Source organism: Halomonas sp. KM072 (assembly GCF_050710315.1).
Classification (GTDB): domain Bacteria; phylum Pseudomonadota; class Gammaproteobacteria; order Pseudomonadales; family Halomonadaceae; genus Vreelandella; species Vreelandella hamiltonii.
In genome coordinates this window covers 3,829,855-3,853,433 of record NZ_CP136132.1, presented here as the reverse complement: position 1 = coordinate 3,853,433, position 23,579 = coordinate 3,829,855, and the positions used below count along the sequence as shown (strand labels likewise).

Annotated in this window: 25 protein-coding genes; 2 read left to right on the top strand and 23 right to left on the bottom strand. The window is 60.4% G+C overall.

The features are described from left to right. Positions 1–8: 8 nt before the first annotated feature. The 15 genes from RVM26_RS18350 to ftsY all read right to left on the bottom strand — a co-directional run bounded on the left by RVM26_RS18350 (position 9) and on the right by ftsY (position 14,764). On the bottom strand, positions 9–548 hold the full coding sequence (locus RVM26_RS18350) for a PilW family protein (protein WP_143058146.1): 540 nt from the start codon (positions 546–548) through the stop codon (positions 9–11). Beyond that, a complete protein-coding gene (gene pilV / locus RVM26_RS18345) occupies positions 548–958 on the bottom strand; it encodes a type IV pilus modification protein PilV (protein ID WP_287807993.1) in 411 nt (136 codons plus the stop codon). Before pilV ends, RVM26_RS18350 begins: the two co-directional genes overlap by 1 nt. Beyond that, positions 958–1,362 (bottom strand): type IV pilin protein, encoded by a 405-nt coding sequence (locus RVM26_RS18340; protein WP_498940051.1) that lies wholly within the window; start codon positions 1,360–1,362, stop codon positions 958–960. The genes pilV and RVM26_RS18340 overlap by 1 nt, the downstream gene beginning before the upstream one ends. 106 nt (positions 1,363–1,468) lie before the next feature. Then, entirely contained in the window at positions 1,469–2,449 is a 981-nt protein-coding gene (gene ispH / locus RVM26_RS18335; protein WP_039182336.1) for a 4-hydroxy-3-methylbut-2-enyl diphosphate reductase, read from the bottom strand. 36 nt (positions 2,450–2,485) lie between these two features. Next, positions 2,486–2,929 carry an FKBP-type peptidyl-prolyl cis-trans isomerase gene (fkpB, locus tag RVM26_RS18330; protein WP_498940050.1) on the bottom strand — a complete coding sequence of 148 codons (444 nt, stop codon included), beginning with the start codon at positions 2,927–2,929 and terminating at the stop codon, positions 2,486–2,488. 21 nt (positions 2,930–2,950) lie between these two features. After that, a complete protein-coding gene (gene lspA / locus RVM26_RS18325; protein WP_498940049.1) occupies positions 2,951–3,502 on the bottom strand; it encodes a signal peptidase II in 552 nt (183 codons plus the stop codon). Then, positions 3,495–6,326 (bottom strand): isoleucine--tRNA ligase, encoded by a 2,832-nt coding sequence (ileS, locus tag RVM26_RS18320; protein WP_498940048.1) that lies wholly within the window; start codon positions 6,324–6,326, stop codon positions 3,495–3,497. Before ileS ends, lspA begins: the two co-directional genes overlap by 8 nt. 7 nt (positions 6,327–6,333) lie before the next feature. After that, a complete protein-coding gene (gene ribF / locus RVM26_RS18315; RefSeq protein ID WP_498940046.1) occupies positions 6,334–7,371 on the bottom strand; it encodes a bifunctional riboflavin kinase/FMN adenylyltransferase in 1,038 nt (345 codons plus the stop codon). A gap of 119 nt (positions 7,372–7,490) precedes the next feature. After that, a complete protein-coding gene (gene murJ / locus RVM26_RS18310; RefSeq protein WP_287808003.1) occupies positions 7,491–9,068 on the bottom strand; it encodes a murein biosynthesis integral membrane protein MurJ in 1,578 nt (525 codons plus the stop codon). Positions 9,069–9,168: 100 nt separating this feature from the next. Continuing rightward, complete coding sequence (gene rpsT / locus RVM26_RS18305) at positions 9,169–9,435, bottom strand: 30S ribosomal protein S20 (protein WP_016916025.1); 267 nt, start codon at positions 9,433–9,435, stop codon at positions 9,169–9,171. 233 nt (positions 9,436–9,668) lie between these two features. Further along, the gene (locus RVM26_RS18300; protein WP_498940043.1) at positions 9,669–10,379 is read right to left on the bottom strand and encodes a P-loop NTPase family protein; all 711 of its coding nucleotides are present in this window, start codon (positions 10,377–10,379) and stop codon (positions 9,669–9,671) included. A gap of 221 nt (positions 10,380–10,600) precedes the next feature. Then, entirely contained in the window at positions 10,601–11,470 is an 870-nt protein-coding gene (gene rpoH / locus RVM26_RS18295) for an RNA polymerase sigma factor RpoH (RefSeq protein ID WP_039182315.1), read from the bottom strand. 206 nt (positions 11,471–11,676) lie between these two features. Continuing rightward, positions 11,677–12,735 (bottom strand): permease-like cell division protein FtsX, encoded by a 1,059-nt coding sequence (gene ftsX, locus RVM26_RS18290; RefSeq protein WP_039182312.1) that lies wholly within the window; start codon positions 12,733–12,735, stop codon positions 11,677–11,679. Further along, complete coding sequence (gene ftsE, locus RVM26_RS18285; RefSeq protein ID WP_498940040.1) at positions 12,732–13,400, bottom strand: cell division ATP-binding protein FtsE; 669 nt, start codon at positions 13,398–13,400, stop codon at positions 12,732–12,734. Before ftsE ends, ftsX begins: the two co-directional genes overlap by 4 nt. Then, positions 13,397–14,764, bottom strand: coding sequence for a signal recognition particle-docking protein FtsY (ftsY, locus tag RVM26_RS18280; protein WP_498940038.1), 1,368 nt, complete (start codon positions 14,762–14,764; stop codon positions 13,397–13,399). The genes ftsE and ftsY overlap by 4 nt, the downstream gene beginning before the upstream one ends. Positions 14,765–14,854: 90 nt before the next feature. On the opposite strand from ftsY, the gene rsmD reads away from it, so the two are divergent. Further along, positions 14,855–15,475 carry a 16S rRNA (guanine(966)-N(2))-methyltransferase RsmD gene (gene rsmD, locus RVM26_RS18275; RefSeq protein ID WP_287808010.1) on the top strand — a complete coding sequence of 207 codons (621 nt, stop codon included), beginning with the start codon at positions 14,855–14,857 and terminating at the stop codon, positions 15,473–15,475. A gap of 105 nt (positions 15,476–15,580) precedes the next feature. Beyond that, positions 15,581–15,775 (top strand): cell division protein ZapB, encoded by a 195-nt coding sequence (locus RVM26_RS18270; protein ID WP_016916017.1) that lies wholly within the window; start codon positions 15,581–15,583, stop codon positions 15,773–15,775. Here the strand turns inward: RVM26_RS18270 and rimI are convergent. The 8 genes from rimI to RVM26_RS18230 form a co-directional block, all read right to left on the bottom strand. Continuing rightward, positions 15,772–16,218, bottom strand: coding sequence for a ribosomal protein S18-alanine N-acetyltransferase (gene rimI, locus RVM26_RS18265; protein ID WP_287808014.1), 447 nt, complete (start codon positions 16,216–16,218; stop codon positions 15,772–15,774). The two genes, RVM26_RS18270 and rimI, sit on opposite strands and share 4 nt — an antisense overlap. Continuing rightward, entirely contained in the window at positions 16,202–17,023 is an 822-nt protein-coding gene (locus RVM26_RS18260) for a hypothetical protein (protein ID WP_498940035.1), read from the bottom strand. Before RVM26_RS18260 ends, rimI begins: the two co-directional genes overlap by 17 nt. Next, positions 17,020–17,328, bottom strand: coding sequence for a BolA family protein (locus tag RVM26_RS18255; protein WP_039183366.1), 309 nt, complete (start codon positions 17,326–17,328; stop codon positions 17,020–17,022). Before RVM26_RS18255 ends, RVM26_RS18260 begins: the two co-directional genes overlap by 4 nt. A gap of 42 nt (positions 17,329–17,370) precedes the next feature. Beyond that, on the bottom strand, positions 17,371–18,774 hold the full coding sequence (locus RVM26_RS18250) for an MFS transporter (RefSeq protein WP_498940033.1): 1,404 nt from the start codon (positions 18,772–18,774) through the stop codon (positions 17,371–17,373). Positions 18,775–18,863: 89 nt separating this feature from the next. Further along, entirely contained in the window at positions 18,864–19,250 is a 387-nt protein-coding gene (locus RVM26_RS18245) for a hypothetical protein (RefSeq protein ID WP_016916012.1), read from the bottom strand. 89 nt (positions 19,251–19,339) lie between these two features. Further along, positions 19,340–20,851, bottom strand: a complete 1,512-nt coding sequence (gene lysS / locus RVM26_RS18240; protein WP_498940031.1) for a lysine--tRNA ligase — start codon at positions 20,849–20,851, stop codon at positions 19,340–19,342. A gap of 34 nt (positions 20,852–20,885) precedes the next feature. Continuing rightward, positions 20,886–21,984 (bottom strand): peptide chain release factor 2 gene (gene prfB, locus RVM26_RS18235; RefSeq protein WP_498274736.1). Its coding sequence is split into 2 segments (ribosomal slippage): positions 20,886–21,908 and positions 21,910–21,984, totalling 1,098 coding nucleotides; the frame shifts between segments, so codons are not numbered across the junction. Between the two features lie 145 nt (positions 21,985–22,129). Then, positions 22,130–23,470, bottom strand: a complete 1,341-nt coding sequence (locus RVM26_RS18230) for an OmpP1/FadL family transporter (protein WP_498940028.1) — start codon at positions 23,468–23,470, stop codon at positions 22,130–22,132. Between the last annotated feature and the right edge of the window lie 109 nt (positions 23,471–23,579).

The following is a 23,579-nucleotide window of genomic DNA, read 5'->3' as shown; positions in this document are numbered from 1 at the left end:
ATCAGCACCTATGGAAATGCTTCTGCCCGATTTTGTATGCGAAGCATATGCTTTTCATAGCTTTCCCCGTTCTGGGTAGCTAGCCGTATTGTCATCTGGTAAAGACCATCGTCTAAGTCTTCAAAAGAAAACGACTCTTCACTATCGTCGTAAAAGCCTTCAACAAGTGGCTCAGTGTGCCACCTGCTTTCGCCATCACACTTTCTGCTAACACTTAAAGAAAATTTCCCGTTTTTTTCTGACAAAAAGTACCTTTTCTCTAAATTCTCATCTTCATCGCATCGACTACCCGCAGAAGAAACTAAAAGTCCAATAGCTGCTGCATCCGACTCAACGTCAACATTTATTGCAGACCGGATATCTTGGATCATTACGCCTGTAATAAAAACAAGCGACTCCTGCTTTCGGCTTAGCTCGTCTACTTTTTTAAAGGTTTGAAATGTGGTCAAAAAAAGCTGTCCGGCGCCTAGAGTAATCAGGGTGCCAATTGCCATAGCAACCATTAGCTCGACAAGGGTAAAACCTGATTGGCGTTGGTAGAGCATCATCAGTTACCTAGAAGACCAGGGAGACGAAAGGTGTAAGTAAACGTTTCATCAGTACTGGCTGAATCATTGTCATTAAGTGTAATTAAAATATTGAATTCACACTCTGCCGTACCAAGCTCAATATCTCCTGAGAAGTGGCGTATTGGTGTGTCGCTATCTGCAAACCAGCTTGATTGCCAATCACTTAATATATTGTCAACCATGTCGTCACAGCTAGTTTCTTGGGCTAGCTGCGCCCAAAGCCTCTCCTGCGCATCCACAGCGGCAAGTGTTACCACCGAGCGCTGATACCCTTCGGTCGCGCTTTGCAGGGCTTTCATCTGCATGGCGGCCACCCCCATCAGGCCAAAGGCAAGCACTACCAGCGCGATCAGCACCTCAATGAGTGAAAACCCTTGCTGATGCTTCATTACCAGCACGCCTCTGGGGCACGTACCCCTTTTGCATTTAAGGTGAGATCTTCATCACAGCCGTCTGAGCGTTGGGTCGTCGCGGTTAATACGTAGCCGCCGTCGCTTTGGCTACCAGGGATGTTTGAGATGTCGTAATGGCCGCTCGGAGAGATGGTCATCTCCAAATCACACTCTTCATAGGTGTAGTCACGGGAATAGCAGCGCTCCATTTCTGAAGCCGCTTGCAAGAGTGCCGTTTGGCCATCAGAGCGAACGGAGCGTTCGACGTAGCGGGTGTAGCTGGGGTAGGCGATGCTGGCGATGATCCCAATAATGGCCACCGCAATCATTAACTCGATGAGGGTAAAGCCGCGCTGGTGCTTACCATAATCCCCTGCGCGGCGATTAAAACCATAAGTCACTAAGCGATGCTCCCATATCGGTTTACTCATACTTGGAGTATGTCCCAAACCGATACGCTTTGCACCCACTAGAATAGACCTGGTGTTAACGCTATCTCACTGGTGACTATTCACTAACGATCACACGCTCGCGTAGCTCTTTGGGCATGGAGAACGTGATGTTCTCCTCACGACCTTGCAGTTCCACGGGTGCTTCTGCACCCAGTGCCTGCAATTGGTCGATGACGCCTTTCACCAGCACTTCCGGGGCGCTGGCACCGGCAGTGACGCCAATGCGCTTGACGCCTTCGAGCCAGGCAGCCTCGATCTGCTCGGCATTGTCGATCAGATAGGCGGGGGTCCCCATGCGCTCGGAAAGCTCCCGCAGGCGGTTGGAGTTCGAGCTGTTGGGACTGCCCACGACCAGTACCAGATCGCTGTCCGCTGCCAGCTCGCGCACGGCATCCTGGCGGTTTTGGGTGGCGTAGCAGATATCGTCCTTGCGCGGCCCCTGGATCTCGGGAAACTTTTCCCGCAGCGCGTCGATCACCTTGGCAGTGTCATCCATGGAGAGCGTGGTCTGGGTGACGAACGCCAGCGCCGCCGGGTCGTTGACGACCAGATTGGCAACGTCCTGTTCGTCTTCCACCAGATAGATCTTGCCCCCATGGGAAGTGTCGTAGCGCCCCATGGTGCCTTCGACTTCGGGGTGGCCTTCATGCCCGATGAGAATGCACTCCTGGCCGCGCTTGGCGTAGCGCAGAACTTCCATGTGCACCTTGGTGACCAGCGGGCAAGTGGCATCGAACACTTTCAGGCCACGCTGCTCGGCATCTTGCTGCACCGCTCGGGAAACGCCGTGGGCCGAGAAGATGACGATCACATCGTCGGGCACTTCATGGAGCTCTTCCACGAAGACGGCCCCGCGCTCGCGCAGCGTTTCCACCACGAAGCGGTTGTGCACGACTTCATGGCGCACATAAATCGGCGGGCCGAAGACATCCAGCGCGCGATTGACGATATCGATCGCACGGTCGACCCCGGCGCAGAATCCGCGCGGGTTAGCCAGCTTGATCTGAATGGGCTGAGATGACTCTGATGACTGCATAAATGCGCCTTGATGCAACCTGCATCGCTCGGGAAATTAGTGTTTGGTGATCGGCGTGACATTGAGCACTTCGACCTCGAACGTCAGCGTGCGCCCAGCCAGCGGGTGGTTGAAATCGACCTCCACGCGGTCACCTTCTACTGTTTTGACCACGCCCGGCAGTTCCGTTCCCGCCTTGTCGGCAAACGACATGACCATGCCCACCTCGGGCTCGTCGTCACCAAAATCTGCTCGCTTCAAGGTCTGGATATTCTGCGGATTATGCTGACCGAAGGCATGCTCCGGGGTAATCTGGAATGACCCGCTCTGGCCGACGGCCATGCCCTTGATGGGGTGCTCGAAACCCGGCGGCAAGTTGCCATCGCCATATTGAAACGTGGCAGCCGATTTCTCTTTGGTGGAATCCACCACCGTGCCATCTTCCAGCTTCAGCGTGAAATGCAGGGTAATTTCCATCCCGTCGTCAATTAGGTAATCCATGATGCCTCACTCATTGGCATGTTAAGAAGATGAAGAGTGCGCGGCTTTTTGGCGGCGACGCTCGCCCATAATCGACTCCCAAATTAAGCCCACGGCCCCTAGGGTAATGCCGATATCCGCCACGTTAAAGGCAGGGTAATACCAGCCCGCCGCATGGAAAGAGAGAAAATCCACCACATAGCCATGAATTAAGCGGTCGTATAGGTTACCCAGCGCCCCACCGATAATGAGCGGCAAGGCGATAGCGAGCAGCTTCTCATCTGCACGAATGCGCGACAGCCACACGGTCAGCCCTATGCTGGCGCCAATGGCCACCGTGGCAAAGAACCAGCGCTGCCAGCCAGGATGGTCAGCCAGGAGGCTGAAGGCCGCGCCAGTATTGTGCAGCAGGGTCAGGTTGAAAAACGGCAGCACTTCAACCGGCTGTGCATAACTCAAAAAATGGCTGGCGGCGTATTTGGTCAGCAAATCCAGCACGATCACCGCCACCGCCAGCCATAGCCAGCGCAGCGGCCGCCGCATGGGCGGACGCTGGTGGGTCGACGCTTCCGTGCCGCTCACGGTGTTAGGCATAGTAACGAACCTCTCCACTGCCTTCGGGCAAGTTGCTCACACAGCGGCCACACAGGTCCGGATGGGCGGCAAAACTGCCCACATCGGCGCGGTGGTGCCAGCAGCGCTCGCACTTGGCATGCTCACTGGCGTTGACGGCTACCTTCAAACCCTCAAGCTCGGTACTTTCGGCACCGGCCGCATCAGCCAGCGGTGCCAGATGCACTTCACTGGTGAGCATCACAAAACGCAGCTCGTCGCCCAGCTTGGCCAGCGCCGTGTGCAGTTCGTCGTTCACGTAAAGCGTGACTTCCGCCGCCAGGCTGCCCTTGATCACTTTGGCGTTACGGGCATCTTCCAGGCACTTGTTCACCGAGTGCTTCACTTCCAGCACCTGCTCCCAGAACGCCCGACCCATCTCGGCACCCTCATCCAGCGTGGAGAGGCCTGTGTAGTAGGTCTCCAGCAGCACGCTGTCGCCACGCTGGCCGGGGATATGCTCGAAAATCTCTTCGGCGGTGAACGACAGAATCGGGGCCACCCAGCGGCTCAACGCTTCCACCACGTGATACAGCGCGGTTTGCGCACTGCGACGGGCCAGCGAGTCGGTTTGCGTGGTGTACTGGCGGTCCTTGATGACATCCAGGTAGAAACCACCCAGCTCCCGTGCGCAGAAACCGTGTACCTGCTGGTAGACATCCAGGAAGCGGTACTCTTCATAGGCTTTTTCGATACGGCCCTGCAGCTGAGCAGCGCGGTCCACTACCCACTGGTCCAGCGCCAGCATATCGCCGAACGCCACCTGATCCCGAGCAGGGTCAAAACCGCTCAGGTTGGACAGCAGGAAGCGGGCCGTGTTGCGAATACGGCGGTAGACGTCGGCCGTACGCTTGAGGATTTCGTCGGAGACGGCCATCTCGCCGGAGTAGTCCGTCGAGGCGACCCACAAGCGCAGAATGTCCGCCCCCAGCTTGTCCATCACGCTTTGCGGGGCCACCACGTTACCGATGGACTTGGACATCTTGCGCCCCTGGGCATCGACGGTGAAGCCGTGGGTCAGCAGCTGCCGGTAAGGCGCATGCCCATCGATGGCCGCGCCGGTCAGCAGCGAGGAGTGGAACCAACCCCGGTGCTGGTCCGAGCCTTCCAGGTAAAGGTCTGCCCGTGGGCCACTCTCATGGCCATGGGGGTGCGAGCCGCGCAGCACGTGGCGGTGGGTGGTGCCCGAGTCGAACCACACGTCCAGCGTGTCGGTGACTTTCTCGTAGTCGGCGGCTTCCGCGCCCAGCAACTCGGAGGGTTCCAGCTTGAACCACGCCTCGATGCCCTCTTGCTCCACGCGCTTGGCGGCCTCTTCCATCAGCGACACGGTGTTGGGGTGCAGCTCACCGGTTTGCTTATGCAGGAAGAACGGAATCGGCACGCCCCAGTTACGCTGGCGGGAGATACACCAGTCCGGACGGTGGGCGATCATGCTGTGCAGGCGCGCCTGCCCCCAGGCAGGGGTGAACTCGGTGGCCTCGATACCGGCCAGCGCCCGCTCGCGCAGGGTCTTGCCATCCTTGCCTTTGATATCCATGCCGACGAACCACTGGGCCGTGGCGCGGTAGATGACCGGCGTTTTATGACGCCAGCAGTGCATGTAGCTGTGCTTAATAGGCGTGTGGGCCATCAGCGCGTTCACGTCACGCAGCTTGTCGATGATGTTCGGGTTGGCTTTCCAGATCATCTGACCGCCAAAGAAAGGCAGGTCGTCGATATAGACACCGTTACCCTGAACCGGGTTGAGCATGTCGTCAAAGCTCATGCCGTAAGCGCGGCAGGTGTTGAAGTCGTCCACCCCGTAGGAGGGAGCCGAGTGAACGATACCGGTGCTGCCGACTTCGGACTCCACATAGTCCGCCAGATAGACCGGCGAGAGACGCTCGTAGAACGGATGGCGGAAATTGATCAGATCCAGGGTTTTGCCCTGGGTCGTCGCCACCACTTCACCTTGCAAGCCAAAACGCTCCAGGCAGCTCTCGACCAGCTCTTCGGCCAGCAGCAGCAACCGCTCGCCGGTATCCACCAGCGCGTAGGTGAAGTCGGGGTGAACGTTCAGCGCCTGGTTGGCGGGAATGGTCCAGGGCGTGGTGGTCCAGATGACCACCGCCGCAGGCTTGGCCAGCTCGCTCAGACCGAACGCCGCTGCCAGCTTGTCGGCATCTTCCACGGGGAAGGCCACGTCGATGGCATCGGACTTCTTGTCAGCGTACTCGACTTCCGCTTCGGCCAGCGCCGAGCCGCAGTCGAAGCACCAGTTCACCGGTTTCAGCCCTTTGAAAACGTAGCCCGCGTCGACCATATCGGCCAGGGCGCGGATCTCGCCCGCCTCGTTGGCGTAATCCATGGAGCGGTAGGGGTGATCCCAGTCCCCGATGACACCCAGGCGCACAAAGTCCACCAGTTGGGTTTCGATCTGGGCACCAGCGTACTCACGGCACAGCTCACGGGCCTTGTCTGCCGCCAGGTGCTTGCCATGGGTGGTCTCGACCTTGTGCTCGATAGGCAGGCCGTGGCAGTCCCAGCCGGGCACGTAGGGTGCATCGAAGCCCGCCAGGTTCTTGGACTTGACGATGATGTCCTTGAGAATCTTGTTGACGGCGTGACCGATATGGATACTGCCGTTGGCGTAGGGAGGGCCATCGTGCAGTACAAACAGCGGCGCACCCGCACGGGCTTCGCGCAGGCGCTGGTACAGGTTCATATCCTGCCACTGGGAAACACGCCCTGGCTCCTGCTTCGGCAGCATGCCGCGCATAGGAAAGTCGGTTTCTGGCAGGTTTAGCGTGTGCTTATAGTCCATAGTCCGGTCAGCCGTCGTTAGTATCGGCGGCGTCATCCGCCGAAGTGAAATCAGAAGAAGCGGTCTCACGCCCAAGCGGGGCCGAGGCCAGCGGAAGAGTAAGTGCTACGCCAGCCTCAGCCGCCGCAAAATAGCGACGTGCCCTGGCCTGGTCATGTTGAATCTGCGCCTTCAGCGCGTCGAAATCGTCGAACTTCACTTCCCCGCGCAGCCGAGCACAGGGGTAAACCGTCAGCCGCTGACCATACAGGTCGCCGGAAAAGTCCAGCAGATGCACTTCGAGGGTGGGCCGTTTGGCCCCCACGGTGGGCCGAAAACCGACGTTGGCCACGGCGGGCAGGCGAGCACCGTTCGGCAGCTCGGCCACCACGGCAAACACGCCACGCAGCGTCAGCGGCTGGGGCAGCAGCGGCAAATTGGCCGTGGGCACACCGATGGTGCGCCCCAACTGCTGATCGCGCACCACGCGGCCATGCAGCGAATAGGCCCTGCCCAGCAGGCGCGCCGCCACCTCGAAATTGCCGCTGGCCAGCAAGGTACGCACCCGGGTGCTCGACACACGCTCCCCTGCCACCGTGAAGGTGTGGGTATTTTCGACGCCAAACCCATGGTGACTGCCCACGGCTTCCAGCAGCTCGAAATCGCCCTGGCGATCACAGCCAAACCGGAAATCATCCCCCACCACCAGATGGCGGACGTTCAACCCCTGGATCAACACCTGGTCGATGAACTGGCGGCCGGTCAGGCTGCGCAAGGCGTCGTTGAACGGCAGGCAAAGCACCTGTTCCGCGCCGTGGTCGCGCAGCAAGCGCACTTTTTCCCGCAGCCGCGTCAGCCGAGGCGGCGCCTGATCACCCGCAAAGAACTCCCGTGGCTGCGGTTCGAAGACCACCACGGTCAAGGGCACTCCCAGGCGGGCCGCGTGCTCTCGGCACTGCTGCAGGATCGCCTGATGGCCGCGATGCACGCCATCAAAATTACCGATGGTCGCCACGCAGCCACGCTGAGAGGGTGTCAGATTGTGCAGACCTCGAATGACGTGCATGGCACCTCTGCCGTCTTGAAAGCGTTTGATTATAACGAACGTGCTGGCCTGGTGCAGGTCAAGATTGCCATCGGGCCATCTTGCCCAACGCCCCTGCCAAAAGCGCCCTGCCGCAGCCGTTAGCTATTCATCCTGAAATGCCGTGGGCGCAGCCCCAGCGCCGTCAGCCACAGGAAGTAGAGTCCACCGCCAAGCACGACCAGTCCGGACACCCAGCGAATCCGCTGCCACATGTCGAACTCCAGCCACACCTGCCAGTGGGGCGACACAAAATAGAGCGCCGCCCCCATCAGCAGGCTGCCCCCTCCCAGCTGCACCGCGTAACGACCCCAGCCGTGCTGAAACACCAGCACGCCCTGACGATACAACAGATAGCCCAGCAACCCCGCGTTCAGGAACGCCGACAGCGCCGTGGCCAGCGCCAGCCCTGCGTGCGCCAGCGGCCAGATCAGCAGCAAATTGAGCAGCATGTTGGCGACCATGGCGACAATCCCGACCTTCACGGGGGTTTTGGTGTCCTGGCGGGCAAAGAAGCCCGGGGCCAGCACCTTGATCAGCATGAAGGCTACCAGACCGAACGCATAGGCGCGCAGACTCATGGCCGCCATCTGAATGTCTACCTCGGTCATCGCTCCATAGTGGAACAGCGTGATCAGGAAAGGCTCGGCCAGCACCGCCAGCGCCAGCGCAGCAGGCACACCCAGCAACAGCACCACGCGAATGGCCCAGTCCAGCATGGCAGCGAAATGCTCGCTGGACTGCTCAGCGTGGCGCTTGGAAAGTGCGGGCAGGATGATGGTACCAATCGCCACCCCAAACACGCCCAGCGGCAGCTCCACCAAACGGTCCGAGTAATAGAGCCAGGAGACACTACCGGCCACCAGCAGCGACGCCAATATCGTATCCAGCAACAGGTTGATCTGCGACACCGATACACCAAACAGCGCCGGGGCCATCAGCTTGAGAATACGCTTGACGCCATCATGGGCGAAGTTGGGCCATGGCGTTGGCAATAGCCCCAGGCGCAGCAAAAACGGCACCTGAAAGGCGAGCTGGGCAGCACCGGCAATCAGCACCCCCCAGGCCAGCGCCATGGCTGGCTCTTCCATCAGGGGCATTAAAAACAGCGCCGCCCCGATCAACGAAAGATTGAGCAACACTGGCGTAAACGCAGGAACGGCAAAACGGTTCCAGGTGTTCAGAACACTGCCGGAAAAGGCCGTCAAGGAAATCAGCAGCAGGTAGGGAAAGGTCAAGCGCAGCATGTCGGCGGTCATGGCCAGCTTGTCGGGGTCACGCCCAAAGCCTGGCGCAAACAGCCATACCAGCCAGGGCGCACCGAGCATGGCAAACGCCGTGATCAGCGCCAGGATGGCGGTCAGGCTGCCCGCCACCGCATTGAGCAGCTCACGAATTTCCTGCTTGCTGCGCTGGGTCGAGTACTCCGACAACACCGGCACGAAGGCCTGATTGAAGGCCCCTTCGGCGAACAGTCGGCGCATGAAATTGGGAATCTTGAACGCCACGAAGAAGGCGTCGGACCCGTTGCCCGCCCCCAGAAAGGTGGCAACCACCACATCGCGCACCAGCCCCATGACCCGCGAGATCATGGTCATGGCGCTCACCACCAACCCAGAGCGCATCAGCCCTCGGCGCGGCGGTGACATATTGGCTTGCGGCGGTGTCTTCGCACTCATCACTGGTTCCATACTGAGAAAAGGGGGGGACTCAAGCAGCACGGGCAACGTTTGGACACAAAAAAACCGGCCGCAGCCGGTTTTTAGGGCGACTGCCGGCTTACGCCGCCAGAGCCTTGATGCGCTTGTTCAAGCGGCTTTTCAGGCGCGCTGCTTTCTTCTTGGAAAGCACGTCCTTGTCAGCAATGCGGTCGACGACCGGCTGCATGACCTTGAACTCTTCCATGGCCTTGCCATGATCGCCAGTGTTGATCGCCTTGATCACGCGCTTGATGTAAGTGCGGACCATGCTGCGCTGGCTGGATTTCAGGACGCGACGAGTCTCGGCCTGGCGGGCGCGCTTGCGTGCTTGCTTGCTGTTCGCCACAGGTATCTCCTTGGAGAATAAAGGTTGCCCATCAACGGCAACGGATTAACTATGTGTCTGTCGGCTGGCAATTGCCTCGGCACGACATTTCCGTACGGATCTTTCCACAACAACCGATTGATTTGGCAGCACTTTCAATTCTGCCAAATAGTGTAACGAGCAGTCATTTCGCTGCCCGTTCACGGGTCTTGTCTGAGAGGATGGCGTAGTCTATCACGCGTCAAGCGTGCTTGCTAGCCGTTGTCAATGGTTTCAAGCTGCGACTTCAGCTTCTCGAGCTGCTCGTAGGACTTGCGCAACCACACCTTCATGCGCTGGCGTTCGGCGATGTTCATCAGGCTGCGGTCATTGGCCACCGCCCAAAAGCTGCTGTTGTTGAAGTCGATCTTTTGGGTCAGCTTGGTATGCAGCCGTGGCAATTCGATCACCGCAGCTTCTTGTGCCACGGCCTGCTGATACACCTTGGACTGCTGGAAGCGCTCGAAGCTGTCGCCGCGTCCCAGGTTCTGCACCACGACGATACTGACCGGCTGCCCCTGATAGCGGTCCAGCACCTGCTCCAGCAGTGTCACCGAGTCTGCGCCATCGTCCATCACATGCCACCAGACCACTTGCATGCCGAGCTCATTGAGCAGACCAAAGACATCGGTCTCCTCGACCCAGCGATTGATCGACTGCGCCGACTGAGCCGCCAGGTCGATGATCAGGTCACGCTCGGGGTGCTCTTCCACGGCAGAGAGCATGCCGTCCAGGCTGTCATCGTCACCCACCACGACGGCAGAGGCGTAGTCCTGATAAAAGCGTGAAAACGTCCCGTGGGAGGCATCACAGTCAAAGCCCAGAAAGGGCCACTGATGATCGATGTAGTACTGCGCCAATACCCGCGCCGTCATTGACTTGCCTACACCGCCCTTTTCACCACCAATGAAATGAACCTTGCCCATCCTTGTCTCTCCGCCTTCGGGGCCCGATGCCCAAAGGGGAATCTAGCAGGAAAACCCGACAGAAAAACAGCAAAGGTGCAGAAATAGTCGCGGGCGTTGCCGTATCAGGCAACCTGCACCAAGCAAAAAAGCCCGACCCCTTTCGGGCTCGGGCTTTTCAGCATGGGCTTTTCAGCATAGGACAGTGACATTAGGCAGCAGCGCCACCCGAGCACCTTTCATCATGCAGCGATAGCGGTATCACCCATTTTCTGACGAAGCTTTTTCATGGCGTTCTTTTCGAGCTGGCGAATACGCTCGGCGCTCACCCCGTAGACATCGGCCAGGTCATGTAACGTGGCTTTGTCATCGGTCAGCCAGCGGCGCTGGAGGATATCCCGAGAGCGGTCATCCAGTGCCTGCAAGGCCAGCTGAAGGCGGCGCGTCGAATCCTCTTCGAAGTCGCTATCTTCCAGCTGCGTCGCCGGGTCTGCCGAAGCGTCGTCGAGGAAGTAGGCAGGTGCCTGATAAGCGCTCTCGTCGTCATCGCCGGGCGCTGCGTCGTAGCCAGCGTCGAACGCCGACAAGCGGCCTTCCATGTCACGCACAATTTCCGGCTTGACGTCCAGGTCCTTGGCGATGGCGTTGACTTCGTCGTTGTTCAACCAGGCCAGACGCTTCTTGGCGCTGCGCAGATTGAAGAACAGTTTGCGCTGTGCCTTGGTGGTGGCAATCTTGACGATACGCCAGTTGCGCAGCACGAACTCGTGGATTTCTGCCTTGATCCAATGCACCGCAAAGGATACGAGGCGCACGCCCTGGTTAGGATCGAAGCGCTTGACGGCCTTCATCAGGCCAACGTTGCCTTCCTGGATCAGGTCGGCCTGGGGCAGGCCGTACCCCGAATAACTGCGAGCGATGTGGACAACGAAGCGCAGATGCGACAACACCAGACGACGCGCCGCTTCCAGGTCGCCTTCGTCATAAAGGCGAAACGCCAGCTCGCGCTCCTCTTCGACGCTCAGCACCGCGATGCCATTCACCGCTTGAATGTAGCCGCCCAGGTCGTTGCCTGGCGACAGCTGTCCCACCGGTAGAAGACTAGTGCTCATGTGCAGATGGCCTCCCTTAAAACCTTTCGTGGTCGACGCGCAAGCGATACTCGGCCAGCGCGTCTGGAATTGACTGATAAGACCCTGGCCAACCGTCAAGGTTCACTAGGCCAGTTCATCAGCGGTAGCACCTCTTTCAAGCTTGTCACTGGTCCATTAACCTGAGATGACATGACCGTGACTGCCCGATGTCCTGCGCTGCGAACCTAGCGCGGGCGGATACTGGAAAGGTGGCGGGTCACTGCCAGCCATGCTCCTAACCAGCCCAATAGTGTACTGCAAGATAGCAGAATTGTAGAGCCCGTCACATCCAGCTGCGGCAAAGTGAAGCTGGCGCCATAGCTGGCTGCCAGGGCCGCCACTGGCAGCGATAGCCAGTGATTTCCCAACCCCAGCAACCCGAGTGCAATCACGCCTCCCCCAATGCCGTACCAGGCACCACTGTAGAGAAATGGCCGCCTGACAAAGGCATGGGTGGCCCCCATGAGCATCACCACCTCGATCTCGCGGCGACGACTTTCCACCGCCAGGCGTATGGTGTTGCCCACCACCAGCAAGACGCCAAAGCCGAACAGAACGCCCAGCGCCAGCGCCACCCGGCGCCCCAGCTCGGCCAAATGGCGCAGCCGCTCCACCCAGGCCAGATCGACACGAACTTCGTCTACGCCAGTGAGGGTTTCGAGCCGATGGGCCAGCTCCGCCATGGCATCGGGGTCGACGCTTTGCGGTGCGATCACGATGCTGGTGGGCAACGGGTTGTCATCCAGCCCCGCCAAAGTGTCATCGATACCCAGCGACTGCTGGAATTCGGCCATGCCCTCTTCCGGGCTGATCATGCGTGTCTGCGCCACGCCTTCGTCTGCCACGACCGCCTCTTCTATGCGCGCCGCCTGCGCTTCGTCCACGGCAACGTCGAGGTAGACCGTCAGCGTCGCGCTTTCATCCAGCTCGGTATTCAGCAGGCGAGCGCTATCCAGCGTCAGCCAGAGCGCGGCCGGGAGTACCAGCGCAATCGCAATGGCCAGCATGGTCAGCAGGTTGCCCAGCGGCTGGCGCACCAGCCGGTAAAGGCTGTCGATGGCCATGGCACGATGGTGCCTGCCCCAGGCGCGCAGGCGACTGCTGAAACGCGTCTGCTGCGAACGCGCGCCCTTGCGTGCTGGCGCTTCGCTCGGTGAAGGCGGGGTGGGTGCAGCGCGTTTGGCTCGCGGGGCAGCGCCACCTTGGCGCGGCGTGGCAGGATGGCGAGGTGTCGAACGCTTCATAAGGCTCCCTCGTCACCCACCAGACGACCATCCTGCAAACGCAGAATGCGGTGACGCAACCGGTCAATCAATGCCAGGTCGTGGCTGGCGATCATGATGGTCGTGCCAATCCGATTGAAATCCTCGAAGAGCCCCATGATATCCGCCGACAGCTGTGGGTCGAGGTTACCGGTGGGCTCATCCGCCAGCAGCAAGGCTGGCTTGTTGACCACAGCCCGCGCAATGCCCACCCGCTGCTGCTCACCACCAGAAAGTTCGATGGGCAGCGCTTTTTCGCGATGCAAGAGGCCTACCTTGTCGAGGGCGGCACGCACCCGCCGGGCGGCCTCTCGTGGCTCGACGCCCTGGATTTCCAGCGGCAGCGACACGTTGTGGAACACGCTGCGGTCGAACAGCAGCTGGTGGTCCTGAAACACCACGCCAATCTGGCGGCGGTAGAACGGCACCTGACTGGGGTGCAGCTGGGCAATATCGTGCCCCGCCACCACCACCCGGCCCCGGCTAGGAGTTTCAAGACGCATGATGAGCCGCAGCAGCGAACTTTTGCCCGCCCCCGAGTGGCCGGTCAAAAAGACCATTTCGCCTCTGGCCACGCGGAAGTTCAGGTGCGCCAGCGCATCAAAGCGCCCTCCATAGCGCTTACCCACATGCTCGAAGGCAATCATGCGCGGCCATCGTCTCCCTGGCGGTCAAACAGTGCGTTGACGAAATCGTGGGCATCGAAGGGGCGCAGGTCATCCAGACCTTCACCCACGCCAATGAACCGGATGGGCGTCTCCAGCTGTTTGGCCAGCGCGAAGATGATGCCGCCCTTGGCGGTACCGTCCAGCTTGGTCAGCGTGATGCCACTGATCGGCACCGCTTCATTGAACGTGCTGGCCTGGGAGATGGCGTTCTGGCCCGTGCCCGCATCCAGCACCAGCATGACCTCGTGGGGTGCAGTGTCATCCAGCTTCTGCATGACACGGTGCACCTTCTTGAGCTCTTCCATCAGGTGGCTCTTGTTATGCAGCCGCCCGGCCGTGTCGGCAATCAGCACGTCCACCCCTCGGGCCTTGGCCGCCGCCACCGCATCGTAAATCACCGATGCGCTGTCCGCGCCAGTGTGTTGAGCAATCACCGGAACGCTGTTGCGCTCGCCCCAGACCTTCAACTGCTCCACGGCGGCCGCTCGGAAGGTATCCCCCGCCGCCAGCATGACGCTCTTGCCTTCGCGCTGAAAACGCTGGGTGAGCTTGCCGATGGTGGTGGTTTTACCCACGCCGTTGACCCCCACCACCAGAATGACGAAGGGACCTCCATTGGCGCTCTGGACATCCAGCGGCGTGGAGACCGGCCCCAGCAGCGCTGCCAGCTCTTCCTGCAAGCCGCGATACAACGCCTCCGGGTTGTTCAGCTCCTTGCGGGACACCCGCGCTTCCAGGCGCTCGATGATCTCGCTGGTGGCTTCGATGCCCACATCGGCCATCAACAGCTGGGTTTCCAGGTCTTCCAGCAGCTCGTCATCGATATGCTTCTTGCCCAGAAACAGATCGGCCAAGCCATCGGTCAGGTTGGCGCGGGTCTTGCCCAGCCCCGACTTGATGCGTGCAAACCAGCCCTTTTTCTCGCCCTGCTCGGCCACCGGCTTCTCTTGTAGCGCGGGCTTGACTGGCTCTGGCTCTGGCTCTGGCTCTGGCTCTGGCTCTGGCTCTGGCTCTGGCTCTGGCTCTGGCTCTGGCTCTGGCTCTGGCTCTGGCTCTGGCTCTGGCTCTGGCTCTGGCTCTGGCAGAGTATGTTCCACAAGCTCACTGTGCACCGGCTCTTCGTCCTGGGGCAGCGGCGCCTCTTCTTCGGTGGCTGGCGGAGATAGCGGCTCATTCAGCGCCTTGGCACTGGCAGGCGGCACCTCTGGCGCGGCCTCTTCCGCCGCGGGAGCCGGTGTGTCACGCGCGCTGACGGGGGGCTCAGCGCCTAGCGACGGATCCTGACTTTCCTGCGGCTCCTGCTGGGAGTCGTGCTTTTTCTTGCGTTTGAAAAAACCGAACATAAGGGTCATCCGACTGAATAGGTGAACATTGCGATTATCCTACCACCGCAGGCCAAGACTTTGGATAAGTTGCCCGCTACAATCCGCGTCATGAAACGACAACGCTCCTCTCGCTCAACGCCTCGCGGCGCCTCTGCATCCCGTGGCACGACTCGGCCACCGGGAAAATTGCGCATCATTGGTGGTGACTACCGCCGCCGTTTGCTGCCGGTACTCGACCAGCCGGGGCTGCGCCCCACGCCGGACCGGGTGCGTGAAACCCTGTTCAACTGGCTGGGCCAGGCGCTTTACGGCCAGCGCGTCCTCGACCTGTTCGCAGGCACCGGTGCGCTGGGTATCGAAGCGCTCTCCAGGGGGGCGGCTGCCGTGACCTTCGTCGAGCGCACCCCGGCGGTGGCGTCACTCATCGGCAACAATCTGGCCACTCTGGGCACCCTCAAGGGCCACGTGGTGACCCAGGAGGCGCAGGCATTTCTCGCCCAGCCCGGCGACCCCATGGCGTTGGTGTTTCTCGACCCCCCCTTCCACCAGGGGCTGGCAGCACCTTGCTGCGCCCAACTGGAGGCAGGCGGCTGGCTGGCCGACGACGCCATGATCTATCTCGAAACCGAGCACACGCTGACCCCGGAAGTCCCGGCCAACTGGCAGTTGCATAGAGAAACCCGAGCGGGTGAAAGCGTTGCCCGACTCTATCGTCGCGGGCCTGCGTAAAGCGCTTGCCGACGACTCGCTGCAGCGTTACGCTCGGTGCATCGACATCGTTCTTCATTCCCATGTCGGCAGGCCGCTGCCTGCCGATCGTCACCGGAGGTAGGCATGAGCCTGGAGCTTTTCAATCAGTTGGAGCAGAAAGTCACCGACACCGTCGAGGCGTTGGAGATGATGAAGTTGGAAAACGAAGAGCTTCGCAATGAAAACAGCCAGCTGAAGCAGGAGCGCGAAGAGTGGGAACGTCGCCTGCAGGGTGTCCTCAGCAAGTTCGACGGTATCGAAGGGGGCAGCGCCTCTTAAAGCAACGACCGCGACATCAGCAGCGCATCTTCTCGCCCGGTCGCCCCTTCAGCGGCCGGGTAGTAGCCTTTACGGCACCCATCCTGTGCGAACCCCGCCCGACGATAAAGCGCGATGGCCCGCTGGTTGCCAGCGCGCACTTCCAGCAATAGCCGCTCGGATGACCACTGCCTGGCAACGGCCACGCAGGCGTCCAGCAGCTGCCTCCCCACTCCTTGCCCCTGTGCCTCAGGGCTTACGCCAATGGCCTGCAACTCGGCATCGAAGGGCAGCCTGACCAGCAGCGCATAGCCCAGCAGAACGTCCTCTTGCCAATACCCTGCTACCCAGGCTTGCTCGCCCTGCAGCGCTGCCAGCAACTGAGCGCGACTTGCTCCGCTGCGCGCCTGCGCTTCGAGCGAGCACACTCCTTCGGCGTGCTGGCCGTCAAGCCGAGTGATCATGCGGGCTCCACTGCTGCCCCAATGCCACCAACCGTGGCCACAGGGCACGTTTGGCCCCGGCCTGCTGCATCAGTGCCGACAACCCTGGCGCCTCCCATACCGGCAAGGACAAGCTGCGGCTACGCCCAGCGGTCAGGGCCATCACCTGCGCCATGGCCGATGCCTCGGCGGCATCGCTCGCGCCCCACCAGAGCACGTTTTCCAACGCCCAGCCCTGACGGCTGGCCGCGCCGGAGACGAAGGCAGCCAGCCCCTCCTGGGCTTCTTCCAACGGGTCCTCTGGGGTAAATGCGGTGGCCATCGGCGGCCATTTGAAAGTGACCACCGATGGCAGCTCGCCTTTCAAAAGGCCCGCCGCACGCAGCATATTGGCCAACAGCTGCTGCTCGGGAGGCGACATGTCGCCTTCGCACAGGCTGAGCCAGCGGCCACCGAGACAGACGCAGGACAGGCTGAACTCCAGCGGTTTGGCCACTGCCTTGGGGGTCTCGGGTACGGCATCGTCTGACGCTTGAGGCGCGGGCGCTTCGACCGGTTGGCCACCCAGCAGCGCGCGCACCGCCTGGGGGGCGGCATGGGAACTGGCAGGCGCGGGAGCGCTGGCCTCTGCCGCAGCGGGCCGTGGGCGCGGGGGCGGAGCATCGTCCAGCAGGGCGTGCAGGCGCTCGCGCGGCGGCGCCTTGGCAGGGGCGTCTTCCCATTCACAGGCTTGCGTGGGGAGTGCGTTGGGCAGTTGATAGCGGGAGGCCCAGGCGGTAATGCCCATGGCCTCCAGATAGTGCCTTCGCGCGGCCTCCGGTGTCACTTTTCGCCGCCACGACAGTTGGGCGAATCGGGGCGCGCACCGCCCCGTGCCTGCCACTCGGTGGGCGTGTAGAGGTGCAGCGCCAGGGCGTGCACCGGCCCCGACAGCTCATCGGCCAGCAGCGCATAGATCTGCTGGTGGCGTTTCACCGGCATCATGGCTTCGAAGCTGTCGCTGACCAGCGTGACCTTGAAATGCGTTTCAGAGTTGGCCGGCACGTTGTGCATGTGGCTTTCGTTTTCGACCTGGAGCAGTTCAGGGGTCAGCGCCGCCAACTTCTGCTCGATCTGTGTCTGTATCGCCATGGGGCGTTCTCCTTCTGTCCGCAACGCCACCATTGTACGCCCTTACTTGCCAGCCGACGATGCCCGCCGCGCCAATAACGCCTGCTGCGCCACGCGAATACGCGACAGGCTGGCCAGCAGCGCCAGAAGCGTGGTGGCCGCTCCCAGCCAAAGGGTCAGCTGAACGGGCGCCCCTAGCGCCAGGGCAGCCCCCACCAGGGCCACCCCGAAAGACTGCCCGACCGTGCGCATGGTGCTCATGACCCCCGACACATTGGCGCTACGCTCCGGCGGCAGGCTGCCCATCATTTCACGGTTGTTGGGGGGCTGAAACAGGCCAAAACCGATGCCGCACAGCGCCGTGCGCCACAGGCTTCCCGCCACGCCAGTGCCTTCATCGACCTGCGCCAGCGCCACCAGCCCGATGATCAGCAGCACCAGGCCCGTGCTCGACAGCAGGCTAGGATTGATACGGTCTGCCAACCTGCCCGCCAGCGGCCCCACCAGCATGATGGCCAGCGGCCACGGGGTGAACAGCCAGGCCGTTTCCAGCGGTGAAAAGCCCATCTGCTCCTGATAGAAAAACGACAGCGCCACGAAGGTCAGCCCTTGGCCGATAAACGCCAGTCCAGAAGCCGACACGGCCAGGGTAAAACGCTTTTCGGCAAAGACGCTCAGCGGCAGCAGCGGGTAAGGAGCGTGCCGCTGACGGCGGATAAACAGCCCGCAAGCCAGTACGGCCAGCAATGCCCAGCCCCCACTTTGCCACAGGGGCGCAGCATGCCCGACGGCGTCCATGGCCACGAAGAAGCTGGCCAGCATCAGCATGGAGTAGAGCGCACCCAGGGTATCGAAGGCACCCTGCCGGGGAATGTCGCGTGGCAAAGCCCGGCCCGCCAGCCAGAGCGAGCAGAGCCCCAGGGGCACGTTCAGTGCAAACAGCCAAGGCCAATCGGCGAACGACAGGATGACGCCACTCAAGGTCGGGCCTGCCGCGTAGCCCCCGGCCACCACCAGCGCACTCAAACCGAGCGCGCTGCCCAACAGCCGCGACGGGAAGATGGCTCGATAGAGCGATGGCCCTATGGAGAGAGTGGCGGCAGCGCCCAGCCCTTGCAAGGCGCGAAACACCAGCAATGACTCCCACTGGCGGGATAACGCTGCCCCCAGCGAGGCGGCCATGAACAGGCCAATGCCGAACAGATACAGTCGCCGCCGTGTGACCAGCTCGCTGATACCGGCAAACACCAGCAAAAAGGCGGCGCATACCACTTGAAACAGGTTGGTGATCCAGACGGCCCGAGACGCCGGGATATCCAGGTCGGCGGAAATCGTCGGTAACGCCAGATTGATCATGGTGGTATCCATGACCGCCATCAAGGTACCGGTCACCAAGGCCAGCACGGCCAGCCGTCGCTCTGGCCCGGGCAGGCCGTCGTCACCGGGGCGAGTTTCGAACAGTCGCATGGTCATCACTTCCTGAACAACCCCCTCTGAAACGGCGAAACCGGCCGAAGCCGGTTTCACAGTGCGCTTACGCTAAAAATAATAGCACGCTAATCTTGTTCGTTGTCGAGCAGCAGGGCATCGTCAACGTCAGAGATCTCGAGGGCCGTCTCGTCATCCAGGTCGATGGCCAGATAGCTGTGCTCGACGCGCAGGAAATCTTCGAACAGCGCCCAGTCGAGTTTTTCGGGCCACTGGCGCTCATCCTCTTCCCAGGCGCGCAGCTCGGTTTCCAGAATCTCCACGTGCCGGTCGCGGACAAACGTCTCCAGCGCCTCCGGGGTATCCATTTCGGGAATCAGATACACCGTGCTTTCACGCTCGACGTCGGCCAGGGTCAGGTCGTCGTCTCCCATGGTGGGTTCGAGCGCATTGATCCAGTCCACGAAGGTCTGGGTCGGCCTGACGCTCAAGGCAGAGCGATTTAGCAGTTTCATGGGATTCTCCTCGCCGTCGAAACGTTGACCATTATGGGCGCTAAAACGCGCCCTTACCAACTTTTCGTCCGCCCCTGCGACGTTTAACGTTAATCAACCTCGGGGCGCATCGCCGGGAACAACAACACGTCTCGAATGGAGGGACTGTCGGTAAACAGCATCACCAGCCGGTCGATCCCGATGCCTTCGCCTGCCGTGGGCGGCATGCCGTACTCCAGGGCGCGAACGTAGTCGGCATCGTAGTACATGGCTTCCAGGTCCCCGGCGTCTTTTTCGGCTGCCTGCTCACGGAAACGCTCCGCCTGGTCTTCGGCGTCGTTCAGCTCCGAGAAACCATTGGCGATTTCACGCCCACCGACAAAGAACTCAAAGCGGTCGGTGACGAACGGGTCGGCGTCGTTGCGGCGCGCCAAGGGGCTCACCTCGGCGGGGTATTCGGTAATGAACGTGGGCTGGTCGAGCTTGTGCTCGGCCACTTCCTCGAAGATCTCGGTCTGCAGCTTACCCAGGCCCCAGCTCTCTTTCACCTTGATACCGAGCTTCTCGGCAGCCGCACGGGCCGCTTCCAGCGTCGCCAGGTCGGCCTCGGTAATGCCGTCGCCGTGATCCAGAATCGCCTGGCGCAGGGTCAGGCGTTTGAAGGGCTGGCCGAAGTCGTAGCTGGCCCCTTGGTAGGTAAGCGTGGTGGTGCCCAGCACTTCCTGAGCCGCCGTGCGCAGCATGGCTTCGGTCATGTCCAGCAGGTCGCGGTAATCCGCGTAGGCCCAGTAGAACTCCACCATGGTGAACTCGGGGTTGTGGCGCGTGGAGAGCCCTTCGTTGCGGAAGTTACGGTTGATCTCGAAGACCTTCTCGAAACCGCCGACCACCAGACGCTTGAGGTACAGCTCGGGCGCGATGCGCAGGTACATGTCGATGTCCAGCGCATTGTGGTGAGTAATGAAAGGGCGCGCCGCGGCTCCACCGGGGATCGGCTGCAGCATGGGCGTTTCCACTTCCATGAAGCCGCGCGCTTCGAAGAAGCGCCGCATGGAGCTGATCACCGCCGCACGGGTTTCGAATACCTTGCGCGACTGCGGGTTCATGATCAGGTCGACATAACGCTGACGATAGCGCGCTTCCTGGTCGGTCAGGCCATGGAACTTGTCCGGCAGGGGGCGCAGGCTCTTGGTGAGCAGCTGCGCTTCCACCATCATGACGTAAAGGTCGCCCTTGCCGGATTTGTGCACCGGGCCGCGGGCCGCGACGATATCGCCGATGTCCCAGCCCTTGATGTCCTCCAGCACGTCTTCCGGCAGCCCTTTCTTGTCCACGTAGAGCTGAATCTGGCCCGCCACGTCCTGAATCACGATAAAAGGGCCGCGCTTGCGCATCACGCGCCCGGCCACCGACGCTTGGTGGTCCAGCGCTTCCAGCTCGGCTTTGTCTTTCTCGCCCAGCAGGTTATGTAGCTCAACGGTGAGGCTGTCGCGGCGGAAATCGTTCGGGAAAGCGCTTTTGCCCTGCTCGGCCGCCCGCTCACGGCGGGCGGCGAGCTTGGCACGGCGCTCGGCGATCAGGTGATTTTCATTGTCGAAAGAAGACGCGTCTTGGTTGGCCATCGGGCACCCTATTCATGTTCAAACGCTAAAAAGATTACAAACCCTGCTTCAGGCTGGCGACGATAAACTGATCTAAATCCCCGTCGAGCACCTTGTCGCAGTTGCTGGACTGAACGCCGGTACGCAGATCTTTAATGCGCTGATCATCCAGTACGTAAGAGCGAATCTGGCTGCCCCAACCGATATCGGCTTTGGAGTCTTCCGCTTCCTGCTTGGCAGCGTTGCGCTTTTGCATTTCGAATTCCCACAGCTTCGCTTTCAACTGCTTCATGGCGAAGTCGCGGTTGGCATGCTGGCTACGCTGGTTTTGACAGGCCACCACGATGCCGGTGGGCTCGTGGGTGATCCGCACCGCCGAGTCGGTGGTGTTGACGTGCTGGCCACCCGCACCACTGGAGCGGTAAGTGTCCACGCGCAGGTCCGACGGGTTGATCTCGACCTCGAAGCTGTCGTCGATTTCTGGCGACAGAAAGACGGAGGCAAACGAGGTGTGGCGACGGCCACCCGAGTCGAAGGGGCTCTTGCGCACCAGACGATGGACGCCGGTTTCGGTACGCAGCCAGCCAAAGGCATAGTCACCCTGAATATGCAGCGACGCCGACTTGATACCCGCGACTTCACCGGCAGAGATTTCGATGATCTCGGTCTTGAAGCCGTGGCTTTCGGCCCAACGCAGGTACATGCGCAGCAGAATGTTGGCCCAATCCTGAGCTTCAGTGCCGCCCGATCCTGACTGAATATCCAGATAAGCGTTGTTCTCGTCCATTTCTCCCGAGAACATGCGGCGAAACTCGAGTTTTTCCAACGCGTCTTGCAGCCCGGACAGCTCCTTGCGGACTTCCTCTACCGTGGCCTCGTCCTCTTCCATCTCGGCCAGTTCCAACAGGTCGCGGCTATCCGCCAGGCCCTGTTCCAGCTCGTCGATGGTGGCCACGATGGCTTCCAGGGAGGCCCGTTCCTTACCCAGTTTCTGGGCGTATTCCGGGTCGTTCCAGACGTTGGGGTCTTCGAGCTCGCGGGAGACTTCTTCTAGCCGATCTTTACGCTCGGCATAGTCAAAGATACCCCCTAAGAACGTCTGTCCGCTCAGACAGGTCCTTGATCTGGTTGTGAATCGGGTTGGTTTCCAGCATGGGCTCACTCGCCTGAATCGCTTGGGGAAAAGAGCGATATTATAGCCAACTTGCGCAGCAGGCGCATCCGCGCGGGCTTAAACAGAGTGCCAAGACGCAAGAAACCCGGCCGAAGCCGGGTTCAGGGTCGCTTCATGCGCGAGCATTAGAAACGATAGGTCAACTGCGCACCAAAGCCGTGGGCTTCGTTTTTGTAATCAGCAGTATATGTTGATGTCACCGGAGGAAGAGGCAAATCCTCTAATGGATCCTCTTTCTCTTGATGGACATGAGTACCGCGCTCTGTCAAATATGAATACGCGAAATCTAACGTCAGATTTTCTGAGGGTGTCCAACCGGCACCAATGGAGAAAATACGACGGTCATCGGAAGGAATACGTACGCTACGTGTCGCATCATTGGTAGGCGTAAAATCCAGAGTTACCCCAGCACGCAGCGCCAACTGAGGCGTCAGTTGGTACTCGCCACCCGTAGCAAATGCCCAAGCATTGGAATAGTTTTGCTCTTCTAAGGTAATTGGATCATCTGCACGACCATCGCTACCAATCACCCGAATTTCATCGAAACGACTCCAGCGAGTCCAGGACGCACCCGCCATGAGTTTCAGACGATCAGACATCTGCTGTGTCACAGAGAAGTTAACTGTTTCCGGCGTCGTCAGTTCGAGACTGGCGCTATCTCGGCTAACCACATCTCCCTCGCTCACACCAGCAACAGCTAGACTACCGTCACTCGCCGTGGCCCGGAAATCACCAGTCAAAGTATAACTAACCTTCGATCGATAGGTCAGACCAAGAGTGGTCTCAGGCACAGGCTGATAAATCACGCCAAGATTATAGCCCCATGCGTCATCATCACCTTCCACGCGAGAATCAAGTTCACCACCTAGAGCATGGGGCACCTGCCGATGCAGCTCGCCCTCTACTCGGTTGTAAGTTAACCCTGCCCCCACCGACCACTGGTCGTTAAAGCGGTACGACACCGTAGGCTGAGCACTTACCACGGTAACCTCCGTGTAATTCCCCTGGTTACGCCCGAGGAAGGTACTTTCATAATCAGTTTTGGAACCAAAGGGAGCATAAACACCGAAGCCAAATGCCAAGCGCTCATTGACCGGCTGAGCATAGAATGCAAACGGAACCAAAGTGCCCGGAACAATATCACCTTCTGATGAGCCAGCCACAGGTTGTTCAATTCCACCCGTCAAAGCACTAGAGCGTGTTGCCTCTGCATTATTTATATCAGTATTTACATTAAGGTAAGTGCCGCCCGCCGTCACCTGGGCACGGTCCAGGAACGACATACCCGCAGGGTTACCGAACACGATGGTGGCGTCGTTGACGTTCGAGCTACGCCCAGCATGGCCATAGCCCTGGCCACTGACGCTCTGTTCGTTGATCTGGTACCCGCCCGCCTGCGCCTGGCCAGTGAAGGCCACCGCTGCGATGGCAGCCGCAAGGGTCAGCTTCTTGAAGTTATTATTCATGGTGGGCCTCTCTCCCGATGATCCGTCGGACGGTGCGTTCCATCCGCATTGTTCTGACACCTAAGTTTTCGCCCAATGTAGGGTTTGGTTCAAGGGCAAACGAGCGTTT

Excerpts from the sequence above, each read along its gene's own strand:
- RVM26_RS18245 (WP_016916012.1), bottom strand. The coding sequence starts at position 19,250 with ATGAAACTGCTAAATCGCTCTGCCTTGAGCGTCAGGCCGACCCAGACC.
- ftsY (WP_498940038.1), bottom strand. The coding sequence starts at position 14,764 with ATGTTCGGTTTTTTCAAACGCAAGAAAAAGCACGACTCCCAGCAGGAG.
- ribF (WP_498940046.1), bottom strand. The coding sequence starts at position 7,371 with ATGCACGTCATTCGAGGTCTGCACAATCTGACACCCTCTCAGCGTGGC.
- RVM26_RS18250 (WP_498940033.1), bottom strand. The coding sequence starts at position 18,774 with ATGCGACTGTTCGAAACTCGCCCCGGTGACGACGGCCTGCCCGGGCCA.
- rsmD (WP_287808010.1), top strand. The coding sequence starts at position 14,855 with ATGAAACGACAACGCTCCTCTCGCTCAACGCCTCGCGGCGCCTCTGCA.
- rimI (WP_287808014.1), bottom strand. The coding sequence starts at position 16,218 with ATGATCACTCGGCTTGACGGCCAGCACGCCGAAGGAGTGTGCTCGCTC.
- RVM26_RS18255 (WP_039183366.1), bottom strand. The coding sequence starts at position 17,328 with ATGGCGATACAGACACAGATCGAGCAGAAGTTGGCGGCGCTGACCCCT.
- murJ (WP_287808003.1), bottom strand. The coding sequence starts at position 9,068 with ATGAGTGCGAAGACACCGCCGCAAGCCAATATGTCACCGCCGCGCCGA.
- lspA (WP_498940049.1), bottom strand. The coding sequence starts at position 3,502 with ATGCCTAACACCGTGAGCGGCACGGAAGCGTCGACCCACCAGCGTCCG.
- RVM26_RS18270 (WP_016916017.1), top strand. The coding sequence starts at position 15,581 with ATGAGCCTGGAGCTTTTCAATCAGTTGGAGCAGAAAGTCACCGACACC.
- RVM26_RS18300 (WP_498940043.1), bottom strand. The coding sequence starts at position 10,379 with ATGGGCAAGGTTCATTTCATTGGTGGTGAAAAGGGCGGTGTAGGCAAG.
- ileS (WP_498940048.1), bottom strand. The coding sequence starts at position 6,326 with ATGGACTATAAGCACACGCTAAACCTGCCAGAAACCGACTTTCCTATG.
- fkpB (WP_498940050.1), bottom strand. The coding sequence starts at position 2,929 with ATGGATTACCTAATTGACGACGGGATGGAAATTACCCTGCATTTCACG.
- ispH (WP_039182336.1), bottom strand. The coding sequence starts at position 2,449 with ATGCAGTCATCAGAGTCATCTCAGCCCATTCAGATCAAGCTGGCTAAC.
- pilV (WP_287807993.1), bottom strand. The coding sequence starts at position 958 with ATGAAGCATCAGCAAGGGTTTTCACTCATTGAGGTGCTGATCGCGCTG.
- RVM26_RS18350 (WP_143058146.1), bottom strand. The coding sequence starts at position 548 with ATGATGCTCTACCAACGCCAATCAGGTTTTACCCTTGTCGAGCTAATG.
- rpoH (WP_039182315.1), bottom strand. The coding sequence starts at position 11,470 with ATGAGCACTAGTCTTCTACCGGTGGGACAGCTGTCGCCAGGCAACGAC.
- lysS (WP_498940031.1), bottom strand. The coding sequence starts at position 20,851 with ATGGCCAACCAAGACGCGTCTTCTTTCGACAATGAAAATCACCTGATC.
- RVM26_RS18230 (WP_498940028.1), bottom strand. The coding sequence starts at position 23,470 with ATGAATAATAACTTCAAGAAGCTGACCCTTGCGGCTGCCATCGCAGCG.
- ftsE (WP_498940040.1), bottom strand. The coding sequence starts at position 13,400 with ATGATTGCCTTCGAGCATGTGGGTAAGCGCTATGGAGGGCGCTTTGAT.
- ftsX (WP_039182312.1), bottom strand. The coding sequence starts at position 12,735 with ATGAAGCGTTCGACACCTCGCCATCCTGCCACGCCGCGCCAAGGTGGC.